At 69.2% G+C, this 15,659-nt stretch carries 8 protein-coding genes; all 8 read left to right on the plus strand.

Translation table 11 applies throughout. The annotated features are described in order from the left end of the window. Positions 1–335: 335 nt before the first annotated feature. The 8 genes from ASE43_RS11460 (at position 336) to ASE43_RS11495 (ending at position 15,606) form a co-directional block, all read left to right on the plus strand. Positions 336–3,236, plus strand: coding sequence for a TonB-dependent receptor (locus ASE43_RS11460; protein ID WP_235568727.1), 2,901 nt, complete (start codon positions 336–338; stop codon positions 3,234–3,236). 137 nt (positions 3,237–3,373) lie between these two features. Further along, positions 3,374–5,632 (plus strand): family 20 glycosylhydrolase, encoded by a 2,259-nt coding sequence (locus tag ASE43_RS11465; RefSeq protein WP_057160545.1) that lies wholly within the window; start codon positions 3,374–3,376, stop codon positions 5,630–5,632. After that, entirely contained in the window at positions 5,629–8,100 is a 2,472-nt protein-coding gene (locus ASE43_RS11470) for a GH92 family glycosyl hydrolase (RefSeq protein ID WP_057160546.1), read from the plus strand. The genes ASE43_RS11465 and ASE43_RS11470 overlap by 4 nt, the downstream gene beginning before the upstream one ends. 150 nt (positions 8,101–8,250) lie before the next feature. Beyond that, positions 8,251–9,300, plus strand: a complete 1,050-nt coding sequence (locus ASE43_RS11475; RefSeq protein ID WP_056179285.1) for a LacI family DNA-binding transcriptional regulator — start codon at positions 8,251–8,253, stop codon at positions 9,298–9,300. Between the two features lie 52 nt (positions 9,301–9,352). Continuing rightward, positions 9,353–10,660, plus strand: a complete 1,308-nt coding sequence (locus tag ASE43_RS11480; RefSeq protein WP_056179287.1) for a sugar MFS transporter — start codon at positions 9,353–9,355, stop codon at positions 10,658–10,660. 5 nt (positions 10,661–10,665) lie between these two features. Continuing rightward, on the plus strand, positions 10,666–11,670 hold the full coding sequence (locus ASE43_RS11485; RefSeq protein ID WP_057160668.1) for a carbohydrate kinase: 1,005 nt from the start codon (positions 10,666–10,668) through the stop codon (positions 11,668–11,670). After that, entirely contained in the window at positions 11,654–12,949 is a 1,296-nt protein-coding gene (locus tag ASE43_RS11490; RefSeq protein WP_057160547.1) for an AGE family epimerase/isomerase, read from the plus strand. Before ASE43_RS11485 ends, ASE43_RS11490 begins: the two co-directional genes overlap by 17 nt. Positions 12,950–12,957: 8 nt before the next feature. Next, entirely contained in the window at positions 12,958–15,606 is a 2,649-nt protein-coding gene (locus ASE43_RS11495; RefSeq protein ID WP_057160548.1) for a glycoside hydrolase family 2 protein, read from the plus strand. Positions 15,607–15,659 lie beyond the last annotated feature (53 nt).

Genomic DNA, 15,659 nt, shown 5'->3' on the forward strand with positions numbered 1-15,659 from the left:
CACAAACGGCACGGGGCCCGGTCTGGCCGGATTCTCGAGCACTAAACCCAGCCGGCTCAATCGCTTAGCCGTCGAAGGTTAAAGATTTGTTGCAGCGCAGAATGCAATCCGGCAAAGCCTGTGATGAATTTAGATCGATCCAGTTTTGTAGGGGGAAAGGGATGGCCGGGCCGGCGTCCCTTTTAAACGGTCGGATTTTTAGATCGTGACAAAAGCTGGAGATCGCTGTCCGCGTGTCCCGTTGCAGCCCACCTTTCGAGATCGCCGTGATGACTCACTCCACGCTTCACCGCAATGCGTTGACCAGCGCGCTCGCGCTCGCTTTGTTCGCACCGCTGGCCGCGCAGGCCCAGGACGCGCCGCAGGGGACGGCCGCCCAGGACCAGGTAACCGAAGTCGAAAAAATCACCGTCACCGGTTCGCGCATCAAGCGCACCCAAATCGAAGGCCCGGCGCCGGTCACGGTGATGACCGCCGAGCAGATCAAGGCCGAAGGCTTCGTCACCGTGCACGACGCCCTGAGCACGCTCAACGAGGCCATCGGCACCGTCGAGGCCGACGTCCAATGGGGCTCGCACACGCCCAACGCCAGCCCGCTCAACCTGCGCAACATGGGGCCCAACCGCAGCCTGCTGCTGGTCAACGGCCGCCGCGTCGCCGATTACCCGCTGCCCTACGGCGGCCAGAGCAACTTCGCCAACTACTCCAACATTCCCGCCGCGGCGGTCGAGCGCATCGAAGTGCTGACCGGCGGCGCCTCGGCGATCTACGGCTCCGATGCCATCGCCGGCGTCATCAACGTGATCCTGAAGAAGAACTACAGCGGCGACGAAGTGCGCGTGCGTGGCGGTACCTCCACCGAGGGCGGCCGCGACACCTGGGACCTGTCCTGGGCCGGCGGCAAGACCGGTGAGCGCTGGAGCGTGAGCTACGCCCTGCAGTGGACCAAGCGCGACCCGCTGTTCGGCCGCGACCGCCCCGAGATGGACGACTCCGACGACGCCGCGCCCAGCTCCTGGAACACCGAGCAGCGCAAGGTCGGCTTCCGTCCGTTCACCGGCCTGGCCCTGCTCGACGCCGGCAACGGCAACCGTCGCCTGGCCCCGCCGGCCGGCGCCTGCGAACAGTTCCGCGGCGAGTACTACCGCGCCGACCGCCTGATCTACAACTACGGCAGCAACACCGTCAGCAACACCGGCCAGCTGTGCGGCAAGAGCGCCGACTTCGGCGACTGGCTGCTGCGCAGCGGCAGCGAGGACTGGTCGGCCTACGCGCATGCCACCTGGGATTTCGATAACGGCATGCAGGCCTGGGTCAACGTGGCCCTGTACGACTCCAAGGCCCAGTGGGGCACCTCGCCGCCGTCGCTGCAGCTCACCGACGGCCTGGACGGCGGCGCCTTCATCGATGCCAACACCGGCCGCCAGCTGATCGGCGTGCGCAGCTTCACCCCGTTCGAGGTCGGCGGCATGGACAACATGCGCAACCTCAACAAGGAACAGTCCTGGGACCTGAGCGCGGGCCTCAGCGGCACCGTGTTCGACGGCCGCTTCAACTGGGACGCCTCGGTCGGCCGCTCGCGCTACACCGTGCACGAGCGCATCGCCACGGTCGATTGGGACGCGGCCGAGAACTTCTTCCTCGGCCCGCAGATCGGCACCCAGGGCGGTCTGCCGGTGTACAACTTCAACGAAGCGCGCTGGTGGGCGCCGGTGACGCCGGAGCAGTACCGCCAGTTCGGCGTCAACTCGATCAACAACGCCGCGTCCTGGGTCAATCAGGCCCAGGCCTCGATCAGCGGCGACCTGTTCGAAGGCTGGGCCGGCCCGATCGGCTTCGCCGCGGTGCTGGAAGCGGCCAAGCAGGGCTACCAGCTCGATCCCGATCCGCGCGGCAACGAAGACTATTGGGTGCAGAACATCGACCGCGGCGGCGGCGAGCGCACGCGCTATTCGGCCGGCGTCGAGTTCAAGGTGCCGCTGCTGGACTCGGTGACCCTGACCGCGGCGGCGCGCCGCGATCACTACGGCAGCTACCACGCCTTCGATTCCGTCGCGCGTCTGGCGATCGGCTCGCAGGCGGAAACCACCTGGAACGCCGGCATCGAATGGCGCCCGCTGTCCAACCTGCTGTTGCGCGGCAGCTACGCCACCAGCTTCCACGCGCCGGACATGCATTTCCTGCTGGCCCAGCCCAGCACCTCCGACGTCGGCATGAGCGACCCGCTGCGCTGCATTCAGAGCGGCGCCTATCTGACCAACGACTGCGGCAGCGGCAACCCCGACGTGTTCTACGCCTTCGGCGCCAACCGCCGCGGTACGCCGGACCTGAAGTCGGAACTGGGCGAGTCGTGGACGGTCGGTCTGGTCTGGGATCCGATGGACAACCTGTCGCTCACCGCCGACTACTGGTCTATCGACCTGGACGACGAAATCCGCGACCTGCCGCTGGACGTGATCCTCAACGACGAGGCCGGCTGCCGTACCGGCAAGACCGTCGATCCCTCGGTGCCGTGGTCCAACCCCAGCGGCGCGGAGTACTGCGCGACCATCCTGGCGCGCGTGAACCGCGACGCCAACGGCCGCCTGCTGTCGGTGGAAACCGGCCCGATCAACATCGCCCAGCGCAGCGTCGCCGGCGTCGACGCCTCGCTGCGCTACCGCCTCGATACCGCGCGCTGGGGCAACTTCCAGTTCGGCCTGAACTACACCAACCTGGTGTCGATGAAGGAGCAGGTGTACGCCACCGATCCCAACCCGGAACGTCGCGATCGCGACGTGCGCAGCAAGATCCGCGGCAGCGTGAGCTGGCAGGGCGAGAAGTGGAACTGGACCGTGTACGGCGACCGCATCGGCTCGGTGCCGGGCGTGCGCTACCACTGGGGCACCGACCGTCTCGACAACCCCGGCGGCTGCCGCCCGTTCCCGGACGGCTACGTGCCCAGCGACAGCCTGGACGCCAATTGCGCGGTGCCGCCCGGCAGCAGCAACCCCAACGCCGGCAAGAGCACCTCGCGCTACTACGGCCGCGTCGGTCCGGCGATCACCTGGAACTTCAACGTCGGCTACAAGGTGACCGACCGCGCCAAGATCAACTTCTACGTCAACAACGTGTTCAACAGCACCGGCTGGAACCACAAGGACCCGTACAAGCTCGACTACGAGTTCTACAACAGCCGCCTGTTTAGCCCGGTCGGCCGCGAAGTGTCCCTGGAGTACGTGTTCAACTTCGATTGATCTCTCCCGCCCTCCCCCTCGGGCCCTGGGCCCGGCCGACTGGCCGGGCTCTTTTTTCCCTGGGGCGGCGGCCGTTTTCGGGCGACCGCCCGATCCTCGCCTACGGGCCGTAGGCACGCATCCGGAACGCGTTCGACTTGGGTATCCGCCTCGCCACGACGCTGCTGTTGCTGCTGTTCGCGCCGGCCTGCGTCTGCGCGCAAGCGCCGTTGTCGCAGGCGGCGGCCACGCAGGCGCCGACGTCGCCGGCGCTGATTCCGCAGCCGCGGCATTGGCAGCGCGGCGAGGGTAGGTTCGTGCTCGACAGCGGCGTGGCCCTGGTGGTGCCGGCCGATACGCGCAGCCGCGAGATCGCCGATTTCCTGCGCCGCTCGCTGGCCGACGATCACGGCCTGTGGCTGACCGCCCGCGGGGCACGCGACGCGCGCACCATCGAGCTGCGCCTGGACGCCGCGGTGGCCGGCGAAGAGGCCTACCGCATCGAGGTCGCGCCACAGCGCATCGTGCTGAGCGCCGCGCGGCCGCGCGGACTGTTCTGGGCGGTGCAGAGCCTGCGTCAGCTGCTGCCGCCGGGCCGCGCCACGCGCATCGAAGTGCCGGCGCTGCGCATCGAGGATGCGCCGCGTTACGGCTATCGCGGGCATATGCTCGATGTCGGCCGCCATTTCATGCCGGTCGACTTCGTCAAGAAGCAGATCGACCTGCTGTCCTACTACAAGATCAACACCTTCCGCTGGCATCTCAGCGAAGACCAGGGCTGGCGGATCGAGATCAAGCGCTATCCCAAGCTGACCCAGGTCGGCGCGTGGCGCGACGAGCAAGACGGCAGCCGCTACGGCGGCTACTACACCCAGGCGCAGATACGCGAAGTGGTGGAGTACGCACGCCAGCGCAACATCATGGTGATCCCCGAGATCGAGATGCCCGGGCATGCGTCGGCGGCCTTGGCGGCCTATCCGGAACTGTCCTGCCGCAAGCAGCCGATCGCCGTGCCCGCCAGCTGGGGGGTGTTCGAGGACATCTACTGCGCCGGCGACGAGTCCACTTTCGAGTTCCTGCAGCAGGTGCTGGACGAAGTGGTCGCCTTGTTCCCCGCGCCCTATGTGCACATCGGCGGCGACGAAGCGCCCAAGGCGCGCTGGAAGGAAAGCGCGTCCTCGCAGCAGCGTATGCGCGAACTCGGGCTGAAGGACGAGGACGAACTGCAGGCCTGGTTCGTGCGCCGCATCCAGCGCTACCTCGCCGGCAAGGGCAAGACCCTGATCGGCTGGGACGAGATCCTCGACGGCGGCCTGGGCAAGGACGCCATCGTCGAAGTCTGGCGCGGAGACGAACCGGCCGCGCGCGCGCTGCGCAACGGCAACCGCATCGTCGTGGCCAGCCCGTTCTATTTGGACCGGGCGCTGAGCGATCTGAGCCTGGAAAAGCTCTATCGCACCGATTTCGCCGCCGCGCCGGCGTTCGCCGAGCATGCCGCGCAGGTGCTGGGCGCCGAGGCGCCGCTGTGGACCGAGCGGGTGACGCCGCGCAATGCCGAGGCGATGCTGTATCCGCGCCTGCTCGCGTTCGCCGAGAACACCTGGAGCGGCGTCGGCGACTATCCGGATTTCCAACGCCGCCTGAGCCAGCACTACCCCAGGCTCGACGCCTGGCGGGTGAGCTACGGCCCGGAAGCGACGGACGTGGTGGGCTATCGGCTGGAGCGCGATCCGGCGCGACGCGTATGGCGTGTGCACGCGCAACGCGGTTTCTCCGACCTGCGCATCCACTACAGCACCGACGGCCGCGAACCGGACGCGACCTCGCCCTGGTTCGAGGACAGCCTGGAGATCGCCCGGCCGGGCACGCTGAAGTTGACTCCGTATCGCCACGGCCGCGCCTATGCGCGCAGCCGCGCTTACACCCTGGTGGCGCACCGCGGTCTGGATCGCGAAGTGCGCTACTCGCTGCCGGCGCACCCGCGCTACCGCGGCAATGCCGATACCGCGACCCTGAGCGATGGCGTGTTGGCCGGCGACGAGCATGCCGACGGCCGCTGGACGGCCTGGGCCGGCGGCGACGTCGAACTCATCGTGGACCTGGGCGCGCCGACCGTGCTGCGCGCGCTGTCGGCGCGCTTCCTGCAGCAGACCCAGAGCTGGATCCTGCCGCCGCGCCGCCTGCAGCTGTTCACGTCCGACGACGGCCGGCGCTGGACGCCGGGCGCGGAACTCGCGCTGGACGTGGACGCCGCCGAGTTGCGCCAGCGTTATCACACGCCGCGTCTGGCCTTGCCGCAGCCGATGCGCGCACGCTACCTGCGCTTGCAGATTCAAGGCTATGGCGCTCTGCCCGCGGGCCATCCCGGTGCCGGCAGCCCGTCCTTCTATTTCGTCGACGAACTGGTGATCGAATGAGTCGCTTGCACACGCCGCCGCAGACCGCCGGTTCCGCTCTCCGCTTGCGCGTTGGCCTGCGCTGGCTGGGTTTGGCCCTGGCCTTGACCGTTGCCGCCGCGCAGGCCGCGCCCGCGCGCGAGGACCTGGCCGCCACGGTCAACACCTACATCGGCAGCAAGGACGACGGCAACACCTATCCCGGCGCGTCCGCGCCGTTCGGCCTGATCCAGGTCTCGCCGATCGGCGATCACTACGCCGGCTGGCGCTACGACGAGCCCAAGATCCGCGGCTTCGGCCATTCCTTCCTGTCCGGTGCCGGCTGCTGGGAGCAGGGCGGGCAGTTGTCGGTGCTGCCGGTGACCGGCAGCATCGCGCCGGGCGGCGCCTTCGACACCGCCAAGGCCGACAGCTTCGATCAGCGCAAGTACGCCGCCGCCTATACCCACGAAGGCGAGGTCGGGCAGGCGGGTTACTACAAAGTGCGGCTGACCGATTACGGTGGCATCGATGTCGAAGCCACCGCGCGCACCCGCGCCGCCGCGGAGCGCTACACCTTCAGCGTCGATGCCGGCACCGGCCACGTGCTGGTCAACACCGGCCAGGCCAACAACCGCCACTGGGTGGTGGGCAGCGCGTTGCGCGTGGTCGACGAGCGCAGCGTCGAAGGCCGCATCACCACCAAGAGCTTCTGCGGCGGCCAGAACTACACCACCTGGTTCGTGCTGCGCTTCGATCGCCCGTTCCAAAGCCAGGGCACCTGGGACGAGGAGGGCGGCCACCCCGGCGGCCGCGGCGCCATGCAGGGCGACGGCCGTCCGGCCGGCGCGTGGTTCAGCTTCGATCTCAAGCAGGGCCGCGCGGTCACCGCGATCAGCGCGATCTCGCACGTCGACCAGCAAGGCGCCTGGAACAATCTGCGCGCCGATGCCATGGCCGGCGAGCAAACGCTGGGATTCGACGCCATGCGCACGCGTGCGCAGGACGCTTGGCGCAAGGAGCTGCAGAGCGTGCGCGTGCAGGGCGGCAGCGGCGACGATCGCACCGTGTTCTACACCGCGCTCTACCACACCTTGTTGCAGCCGCTGACCGGCAGCGACGCCGACGGCCGTTATCGCGGCTACGACGATCGCATCCACCAGGCCGAAGGCTGGACCTATTACGAGTACTTCTCGCTGTGGGACACCTACCGCTCGCAGAACCAACTGCTGGCGATGCTGCGTCCGCAGCGCGCGCGCGACATCGCCCAGTCGGTGCTGAAAATCCGCGAGCAGGGCGGCTGGCTGCCGCGCTGGGGCTACGCCAGCTTCGAGACCAATGTGATGACCGGCGACCCGGTCACGCCCTTCCTGGTCGATCTGTGGAAGTTCGGCGCATTGCAGGGCCGCGAGCGCGAGGCCTGGACCGCGCTGCGCGAGAACGCCTTCGGGGTGCCGCCGTTCGGCTCGCGCAGCAGCGGTCGCGCCGGCAATCCCAGTTATCTGCAGCGGGGTTTCGTCCAGTACGACCGCGCGTTCCCGGTCAAGAGCATGGACATCGATCCGCATCACGGCGGTTCGGCCACGCTGGAATACGCGCTCGCGGATTGCTCGCTCGCGAGCTTCGCCCAGGCCCTGGGCGAGGACGCGGACGCGCAGACCCTGCGCACGCGCGGCGGTAACTGGCGCAAGGTGTGGGACGCGCAAGCCCAGGACGCCGAGCTGGGCTACACCGGCTTCCCGCGTCCGCGCCTGGACGACGGCGGCTGGTACAGCGGGCCGGACGGACGCTACAACCCGCGTTCGCACCACGGCTTCCACGAAGGCACCGCCTGGCAATACCAGTGGCTGGTGCAGCAGGACGTGCCCGGACTGGCCGCGGCGATGGGCGGCGAAGCCGAGGCGCTGCGCCGGCTGGACGCGTTCTTCGCTTACGACGCGCTGGTGGCGGACCCGGCCCACGCCGCGCGCAAGCAGTGGGTGGTGGGGCCGTACAGCTACTACAGCCAGTACCGCTATAACCCCAACAACGAACCCGACCTGCACGCGCCCTGGCTGTACGCGCTGCTGGGACAGCCGTGGAAGACCTCGACGGTGCTGCGTTCGGCGCAGACGCTGTTCACCAACGCGCCCAACGGCGTCACCGGCAACGACGACCTGGGCACCATGTCGGCCTGGTACCTGTTCAGCGCGATCGGCCTGTACCCGCTGATGCCGGGCAGCGGTGAGCTGGTGCTGCACGCGCCGCGTTTCGAGCGCGTCGAGCTGGACCTGGGCGAGGGCAAGACCCTGCGCATCGAAGCGCCGGGCGCCGACGGCCGCAAGCTGCAATATCCGCAGTCGGTACGTTTCGGCAGCGCGGCGGTCGATCAGGTCTGGCTGGATTGGTCGCGCGTACGCGATGGCGGCACCCTGCGTTTCGAACTCGGTCCCGTGCCGTCGGCCTGGGCCACCGCCGCTTCGGCGCGTCCGGCCGCGGCCTGCGGCGCGCAAACCGGGAGCGCGCCTTGAATGCGGTCGCGGCGCCGCCGCGCCGCCCGGCGGTCCGCAGCGGCCGCGGGTCGGCCGGCCTGGGCCTTACCGCCGCAAGCAGCCAACTTGGATCGATCCACTTGGTGAATAATCGGGCGACAGCACGAGTCCAAGGACCCGGGATCTCCGATGACGACCCACAAGCCCGGCACCGGCCGGTCCAACCGCAAGCAGGTCACCGTGACCGACATCGCCCAAGCCTGCGGCGTGTCGCGGGCGACGGTGTCGCTGGTGCTGCGCGGCAGTCCGCTGGTGCATGCCGATACCCGCGCGCGGGTGGAAGCGGAATTGAAGCGGCAGCGCTACGTCTACAACCGCGCGGCGGCGAACCTGCGCCGGCAGACTTCCAGTTCGGTCGCGTTGGTGATCAACGACCTGTCCAACCCCTTCTTCGCCGAGTTCGCCGCGGGCGTGGACGAGGCCTTGGGCGAGGAGGGCTACGTCACCCTGTTGGGCAGCACCGCCGAATCGCCGCAGCGCCAGTTGGCGGTGCTGGGCTCGCTGGTCGAGCACGGGCCGGCCGGCATCATCCTGTCGCCGGCCGAGCACAGCGACGGCGCGGCGCTGCAACGCTTGCTGGGCGCGCACACGCCGGCGCTGGTGTTCAACCGCGCCTTGCCGGGCGTGGACTGGGACTTCCTGGCGCTGGACAACGAGCACGGCGCGCGTCTGGCCACCGAGCACCTGCTGTCGCTGGGACACCGGCGGATCGCGTTCTTCGGCGGGCATGCCGATTCCAGTTCCTGTCGGCAGCGCCGGCAGGGCTACAGCGACGCGATGCGCGCGGCGGCGATCGAGCCCTCGCCGGATTGGCTGGTCGAATGCAGCCCGACCCGCGTCGAAGCCGCCTCGCGCACCGCCGAACTGTTCGAGCACGCGCCGGATGCGACCGCGGCGGTTTGCTACAACGACACCGTCGCCTTGGGCCTGATGCTGGGCCTGAGCGCGCGCGGGATCCGGCCGGGGCTGGACTTCGCCCTGACCGGATTCGACGACATCACCGAGGCGGCGCTGTCGACGCCATCGCTGACCACGCTGGCGGCGCAGCCGCGCGCGTGCGGGCGCCAGGCCGCCGAGCTGCTGTTGCAGCGCGTGCGCGATCCGGGCGCGTTGTCGCGGCGCGTGATCGCGCCGGTGAAGCTGGTGGTGCGCGGCAGCAGCGGAGCCGCGGCCATGTGAGTTCCCTCCTCCGGCGCCGACCGCACGACGCCTCCACCGAGCCGTCGACGCCATGAGCACTCAAGATCCCAACGCGCCGGCGTCCGCCGCGCGCAACCGCGCGGCCCTGATCGCGATGACCGCGATCTTCTTCATGTGGGGCTTCATCACCGAGCTCAACGGGGTGCTGATTCCGCACCTGCAGTCGGTGTTCCAGCTCACCCACGCGCGCTCGATGCTGCTGGACTCGGCCTTCTTCGGGGCCTACTTCGTGATGGCGGTGCCGGCCGGGCGGGTGGTGGCCAGAGTCGGCTACAAGCTGGGCATCGTGATCGGCCTGCTGATCGCCGGCGGCGGTGCGCTGCTGGTGCTGCCGGCGGCGCAGGCCGCCTCGTTCGAATTGTTCCTGCCGGCCTTGTTCATTCTGGCCACCGGCATCGTCCTGTTGCAGGTCTCGGCCAATCCCTACGTGAGCCTGCTGGGCGCGCCCGAGCGCGCCGCCAGCCGGCTCAACTTCGCCCAGGCAGTGAATTCGCTGGGCCACACCATCGGCCCCTACGTGGCCGGCCTGCTGATCTTCAGCGCGACCCTGCTCAGCGCCGAACAGCTGGCCAAGCTGCCGGCGGCCGAGCGCGTGCAGACCGTGCAGCCGCTGTACATCGGCGTGGCCGTGGCGCTGATCGCGCTGGCGGCGGCGGTGTACTTCTTCCGCATGCCGGCGCTCACCGAGGCCACCGAACAAGCCGACACGCGCAAGCACGGCTTCGTCGACGTGCTGCGTCATTCGCATCTGCGTTGGGGCGTGCTGGCGATCTTCTTCTACGTGGGCGTCGAGGTCACGGTCGCTCACTTCATGGTCAAGTACGTTTCGCGCCCGGAGATCGGCGCGATGAGCGAAGGCCAGGCTTCGCTGTACCTGTCCTACTACCACGGCGCCGCGATGATCGGCCGCTTCCTCGGCGCGGCGCTGCTGATGAGCGCCAATCCGCGCCGGTTGCTGCCGTTGTACGCGGCGGTCAACATCGTGCTGCTGCTGGTCACCATGAACACCCTGGGCGGCGTGGCCTTGTGGTCGGTGGTGCTGGTGGGCCTGTTCAACTCGATCATGTTCCCAACCATCTTCACCCTGGCGATCGAGCGCCTGGGCCCGATGACCGAGAAGGCTTCCAGCCTGCTGGTGATGGCCATCGTCGGCGGCGCGGTGATTCCGCCGCTGCAGGGCGCCTTGGTGGATCTGCTCAAGGGCGCGCTGGGCGACGAGACCCGCGCCCTGCAGTACGCGTTCGTCGTATCCGCGCTGTGCTACGCCTACATCGTCTGGTACGGCCTGCGCGGTTCGCGCCTATCGCCGCCAGCCAACACCGTACAGGGGCAGGATTGAACCGCATGCGCAACATCGTTTGCTTCGGCGAGGCCTTGATCGATTTCCTCGCCCAGCCCGCGCCCGCCGACGACGCGCCGCGCGCGTTCCTGAAATACGCCGGCGGCGCGCCGGCTAACGTCGCCGCGGCCGCGGCGCGGCTGGGCGCGCCGACCCAGTTCGTGGGCATGCTGGGCCACGACATGTTCGGCGACTTCCTGCTCGACAGCCTGCGCGGTTGCGGCGTGGCCACCGACTACGTGCTGCGCACCGACGCGGCCAAGACCGCGCTGGCCTTCGTCGCCCTGGACGAACACGGCGAACGCAGTTTCAGCTTCTATCGTCCGCCGGCGGCGGATCTGCTGTTCCGCAGCGAGCACTACGCCGCCGACTGCTTTGCCCGGGCCGGCGCCTTCCACGTCTGCTCCAACAGCCTGACCGAAGACGAGATCGCCGAGGCGACCTTGCAGGGCATGCGTCTGGCGCGTGCGGCCGGCGCCCTGGTCAGCCTGGATCTCAACCTGCGCCCGATGCTGTGGCCGCAGGGCGTGGAGCCGCGGCCGCGCTTGTGGCAGGCGCTGGCCGCGGCCGACCTGGTCAAGCTGGCGCGCAACGAACTGGACTATCTGGCCGAGCCCTACGGCGGCGGCGAAGCCGGCGAACGCGCGGTGCGCGAACGCCTGTTTGCGGGCGCGGCGCGCTGGCTGGTGGTCACCGACGGCGGCGCGCCGATGCGCTGGTACAGCGCCGACGGCGAGGGCGAGGTGCGCGGCTTCCGGGTCAAGGCGGTCGACACCACCGCCGCCGGCGACGCCTTCGTCGGCGGCCTGCTCTCGTATCTGTGCGAACGCGGCGTGGATGCGGCGGGCCTGCCCGCGTTCCTGGCCGACCGCGCCGCGCTGGAGGACGCCCTGCGTTTCGCCGCCGCGGTCGGCGCGCTGGCGGTGACCCGGCACGGCGCCTTCGCCGCGATGCCCTCGCGCGCGCAGGTCCAGCAATTGCTCAAGGATCAGTATGAACACGCGGCCTGACCCCGTCGCCCCGGACTTCCGTTCCGCCGACTTCCTGCGTGCGCATATCGCGCGCACCATGGCCTTCTATCACCCGCGCTGCATCGATCCGTCCGGTGGCTTCTTCCACTATTTCAAGGACGACGGCGGGGTTTTCGAGGCCTCGCACCGGCATCTGGTCAGCAGCACCCGCTTCGTTTTCAACTACGCCATGGCCGCGCGCGAGTTCGGCGAGGACGCGGCTTTGCGCGCGCAGTACCTGCAGGCGGCGCGCCACGGCCTGCGCTACCTGCGCGAGCGCCACCGCAATCCGGACACCGGTGGTTACGCCTGGAGCCTGCGCGACGGCCGGGTCGAGGACGAGACCTACCACTGCTACGGCGTGGCCTTCGTGCTGCTGGCGTACTCCACCGCGCTCAAGGCCGGCATGGACGAAGCGCGCGCCTGGATGGACGAAACCTGGCAGCTGCTGGAGCGGCGCTACTGGGAACCGCGGCACGGCCTGTATCGCGACGAAGCGGACGCGCATTGGAACTTCAGCGGCTACCGTGGCCAGAACGCCAACATGCACATGTGCGAGGCGATGCTGGCGGCGTTCGAAGCCAGCGGCGAGCGCCGTTACCTGGATCGTGCGCTGGGCCTGGCCGAGCGCATGACCCGCCACCACGCCACCCAGGCCGGCGGGCTGGTGTGGGAGCACTACGACGCCGACTGGAACATCGACTGGACCTACCACCTGGACGATCCCAAACACCTATTCCGCCCCTGGGGCTTCCAGCCCGGCCACCAGACCGAGTGGGCCAAGCTGCTGCTGATCCTGGACCGGCATGTCGAGGCCGACTGGCTGCTGCCGACCGCGCGCCATCTGTTCGACACCGCGCTCGCGCATTCCTGGGATGGACGGCGCGGCGGCATGTATTACGGTTTTGCGTTCGAGGGCCTACGGCAGGCGTTGAGCGAAGCAAGCGCTTTGGAACGTCCAGCCATGGATGGCCCGGCGCTTGCGGAGGGACCCGCGTATGTGTGCGACGACGACAAGTATTTCTGGGTTCAAGCCGAATCGCTGGCCGCCGCCGCGCTGCTGGCCGCGCGCACCGGCGAAGATCGCTATTGGGATTGGTATCAGCGCCTGTGGGCCTACGCCTGGACGCATCTGGTCGATCATCGCTACGGCGCCTGGTTCCGCATCCTCGATGCCGACAATCGCAAGTACAGCGACGAAAAGAGTCCGGCCGGCAAGACCGATTACCACACCATGGGCGCGTGTTACGAAGTGCTGAACCTGGTGCGCGGGAGCTGAGGGCGAAGATGCGGCCGGCCAAGCTCTGGCGGGGATGGCGTAGCGGCGCGGCGGTCGTATCGATCGCCGTGGCGGTGCTGTTCGCCACGGCCGCGCCGGCGGCGCAGCCCCAGGTGCGCTACCTGCATCAGGGCTGGGAGTTCCGCTTGCTGCCGGACGACCCGCAGGCGCGCGAGCACGCGCCCGCGACGCAGTGGCGCGCCGCGCGCGTGCCCGGTCACGTGCATACCGACCTGCTCGCCCAGGGGCTGATACCCGATCCCTATGTCGGCGCGCCGGAAGCGCAGCTGCAATGGATAGGCCTGGGCACCTGGGAATACCGCAGCCGCTTCGATCTGAGCGAGGCGACACTGCGCAAGTCTCATGCCGAGCTGGTATTCGAGGGCCTGGATACCTACGCCGACGTCTACCTCAACGGCGAGGCGCTGCTGTCGGCCGACAACGCCTTCCGGACCTGGCGGCTGCCGGTGGCCGGCAAGTTGCGCGCGCGCGGCAACGAGCTGCGGGTGGTGCTGCATTCGCCGATCCGGCGTCTGCTACCGCGCGTGGAGGCGATGCCGCACAAGATCGCCGGCAACTACCCCTCGCCCTACGGCGACGAGCCCAAGGAGGCGATGACCGGCAACTTCGCGCGCAAGCCCGGCTACCACTACGGCTGGGACTGGGGCCCGCGCTACGTCACCGCCGGCGTATGGCGCGACGTGAAGCTGGAGAGCTGGGACGGGCCGCGTATCGACGAACTGCACCTGCGTCAGCTGCGCGTCGATGCCGATGTCGCCGAGCTGCGCGCGCAGGTGCAAGTGCGCGCCGACGCCGCCGGCAGTGCGACCCTGGAGCTGGACTGGCTGGACCCCGACGGCCGCCGCGCGCGCGCGCTGCGCCAGACCGTGCAACTGCGAGCCGGCGCGCAGACGCTGAATGTGCCGGTGCGGATCGAGCGGCCGCGTCGCTGGTACCCGTTCGGCTACGGCGAGCAGGCGCTGTACACCTTCCGCGCGCGTCTGCTCGACGCGGACGGCCAGCGCGCCCAGGCGCAGCAGCGCACCGGCCTGCGCCGGGTCGAGCTGCGCCGGCCGCGCGACGCGGAGGGGCAGGGCTTCGCGTTCGCGGTCAATGGCATCGAGATCTTCGCCAAGGGCGCCAACGCGATCCCGTTCGACATGTTTCCCGCGCGGGTGCCGCGCGAACGTTTGCGCAAGACCCTGGAGGACGCGCGCGCGGCCAATATGAACATGCTGCGCAACTGGGGCGGCGGCTATTACGAAAGCGATGCGTTCTTCGACCTGGCCGACGAGCTCGGCCTGATGGTGTGGCAGGACTTCATGTACGGCGGCGGCATGCAGCCGGGCTTCGATCCGGCTTTCCGCGCCAATGCCGAGGCCGAGGCGCGCGACCAGGTCCGACGCCTGCGCCGCCATCCCAGCATCGTGCTGTGGTGCGGCAACAACGAAGAGGAAACGGCCTGGAAGGATTGGGGCCATCGCAGCAAGCTGATGGAATCCGATCCTGCTTTCGCGCAGACGGTCTGGGACGGCTACGTGCAGCTGTTCGGACGCGACCTGCGCGAGGTGGTCGCGCAGGAGGCCGGCGACCTGCCGTACTGGTCCAGTTCGCCCGGCAACGATCTGGACGAGAAGGCCAACGATTCGTCCAAGGGCGACAAGCATTACTGGGACGTGTGGGCCGGCTCCAAACCGATCGCCGCCTACTTGGACGAAACCCCGCGTTTCATGTCCGAATTCGGCCTGCAGGCCTGGCCGTCGCTGCGCACCGTCGACGCCTTCGCCAGCGCGGCGGAGCAGGGTATCGATACGCCGGTGATCCGCGCCCACCAGAAGTTCCTGGCCGGCGCCGGCAACGAGCGCCTGCTGCACTACATTCGCGCCGGCTACGGCGAGCCGCGCGATTTCGCCCAGTTCGTCTACCTCAGCCAGATCATGCAGGCCGAGGGCATCGAGCTGGCCGCGTTGCACCACCGCGCCAGCCGGCCGCACACCATGGGCTCGCTGTACTGGCAGCTCAACGACGTCTGGCCGGGCGCGTCCTGGTCCAGCCTGGACTATTACGGCCGTTGGAAGGCTTTGCACTTCCACGCACGCCGCTTCTTCGCCCCGGTCGCGGCGGCGGCGCTGCGCAAGGACGGGCGCACCACGCTGAGCCTGCTGTCGGACCGCACCCAGGCCCTGCCGGCGCGATGGACGCTGCGCGTGATCGATTTCGACGGCCGCGAACATTGGCGTGCGCAGGGCGAGGTCGCGCTGACGCCGCTGGCCGTCACCGCCGCGGGCGCCTGGAGCGATGCCGAACTGCTGCGCGGCGCCGACCCGCGCCGTACCGCGGCGGTGTTCGAGCTGCAGGCTCAAGGCGAGCCGGTATCGCGCCGTGTGATCTATTTCGACGAAGCCAAGGCGCTGGCGCTGAGCGATCCGCAGTTGCGCACGCAGTGGCGTCGCGACGGCAAGGCCGCGGCATTGACGCTGCAGACCGAGCGCCTCGCGCGCGGGCTGTGGATCGAGTTCGACGGCCTCGACGCCGAATTGTCCGACAACGCCTTGACCCTGCTGCCCGGCGAAACCGTGCAGCTGCGCGTGCGCGCCGATGCCGATCTCGCGCGTCTGCGCCAGGCGCTGCGGCTGCGCTGGCTGCGCGCCCCCTAAGTCCGGCTTCCGTTTTCCCGCGCCGCGCGCCGGTATGGGCGCGGCCCCAACCG

It is taken from the genome of Lysobacter sp. Root983, assembly GCF_001429345.1.
Lineage (GTDB): Bacteria > Pseudomonadota > Gammaproteobacteria > Xanthomonadales > Xanthomonadaceae > Lysobacter.

Coding starts and splice junctions, on each gene's coding strand:
- ASE43_RS11495 (WP_057160548.1), top strand. CDS start 12,958: ATGCGGCCGGCCAAGCTCTGGCGGGGATGGCGTAGCGGCGCGGCGGTC.
- ASE43_RS11475 (WP_056179285.1), top strand. CDS start 8,251: ATGACGACCCACAAGCCCGGCACCGGCCGGTCCAACCGCAAGCAGGTC.
- ASE43_RS11470 (WP_057160546.1), top strand. CDS start 5,629: ATGAGTCGCTTGCACACGCCGCCGCAGACCGCCGGTTCCGCTCTCCGC.
- ASE43_RS11490 (WP_057160547.1), top strand. CDS start 11,654: ATGAACACGCGGCCTGACCCCGTCGCCCCGGACTTCCGTTCCGCCGAC.
- ASE43_RS11480 (WP_056179287.1), top strand. CDS start 9,353: ATGAGCACTCAAGATCCCAACGCGCCGGCGTCCGCCGCGCGCAACCGC.
- ASE43_RS11485 (WP_057160668.1), top strand. CDS start 10,666: ATGCGCAACATCGTTTGCTTCGGCGAGGCCTTGATCGATTTCCTCGCC.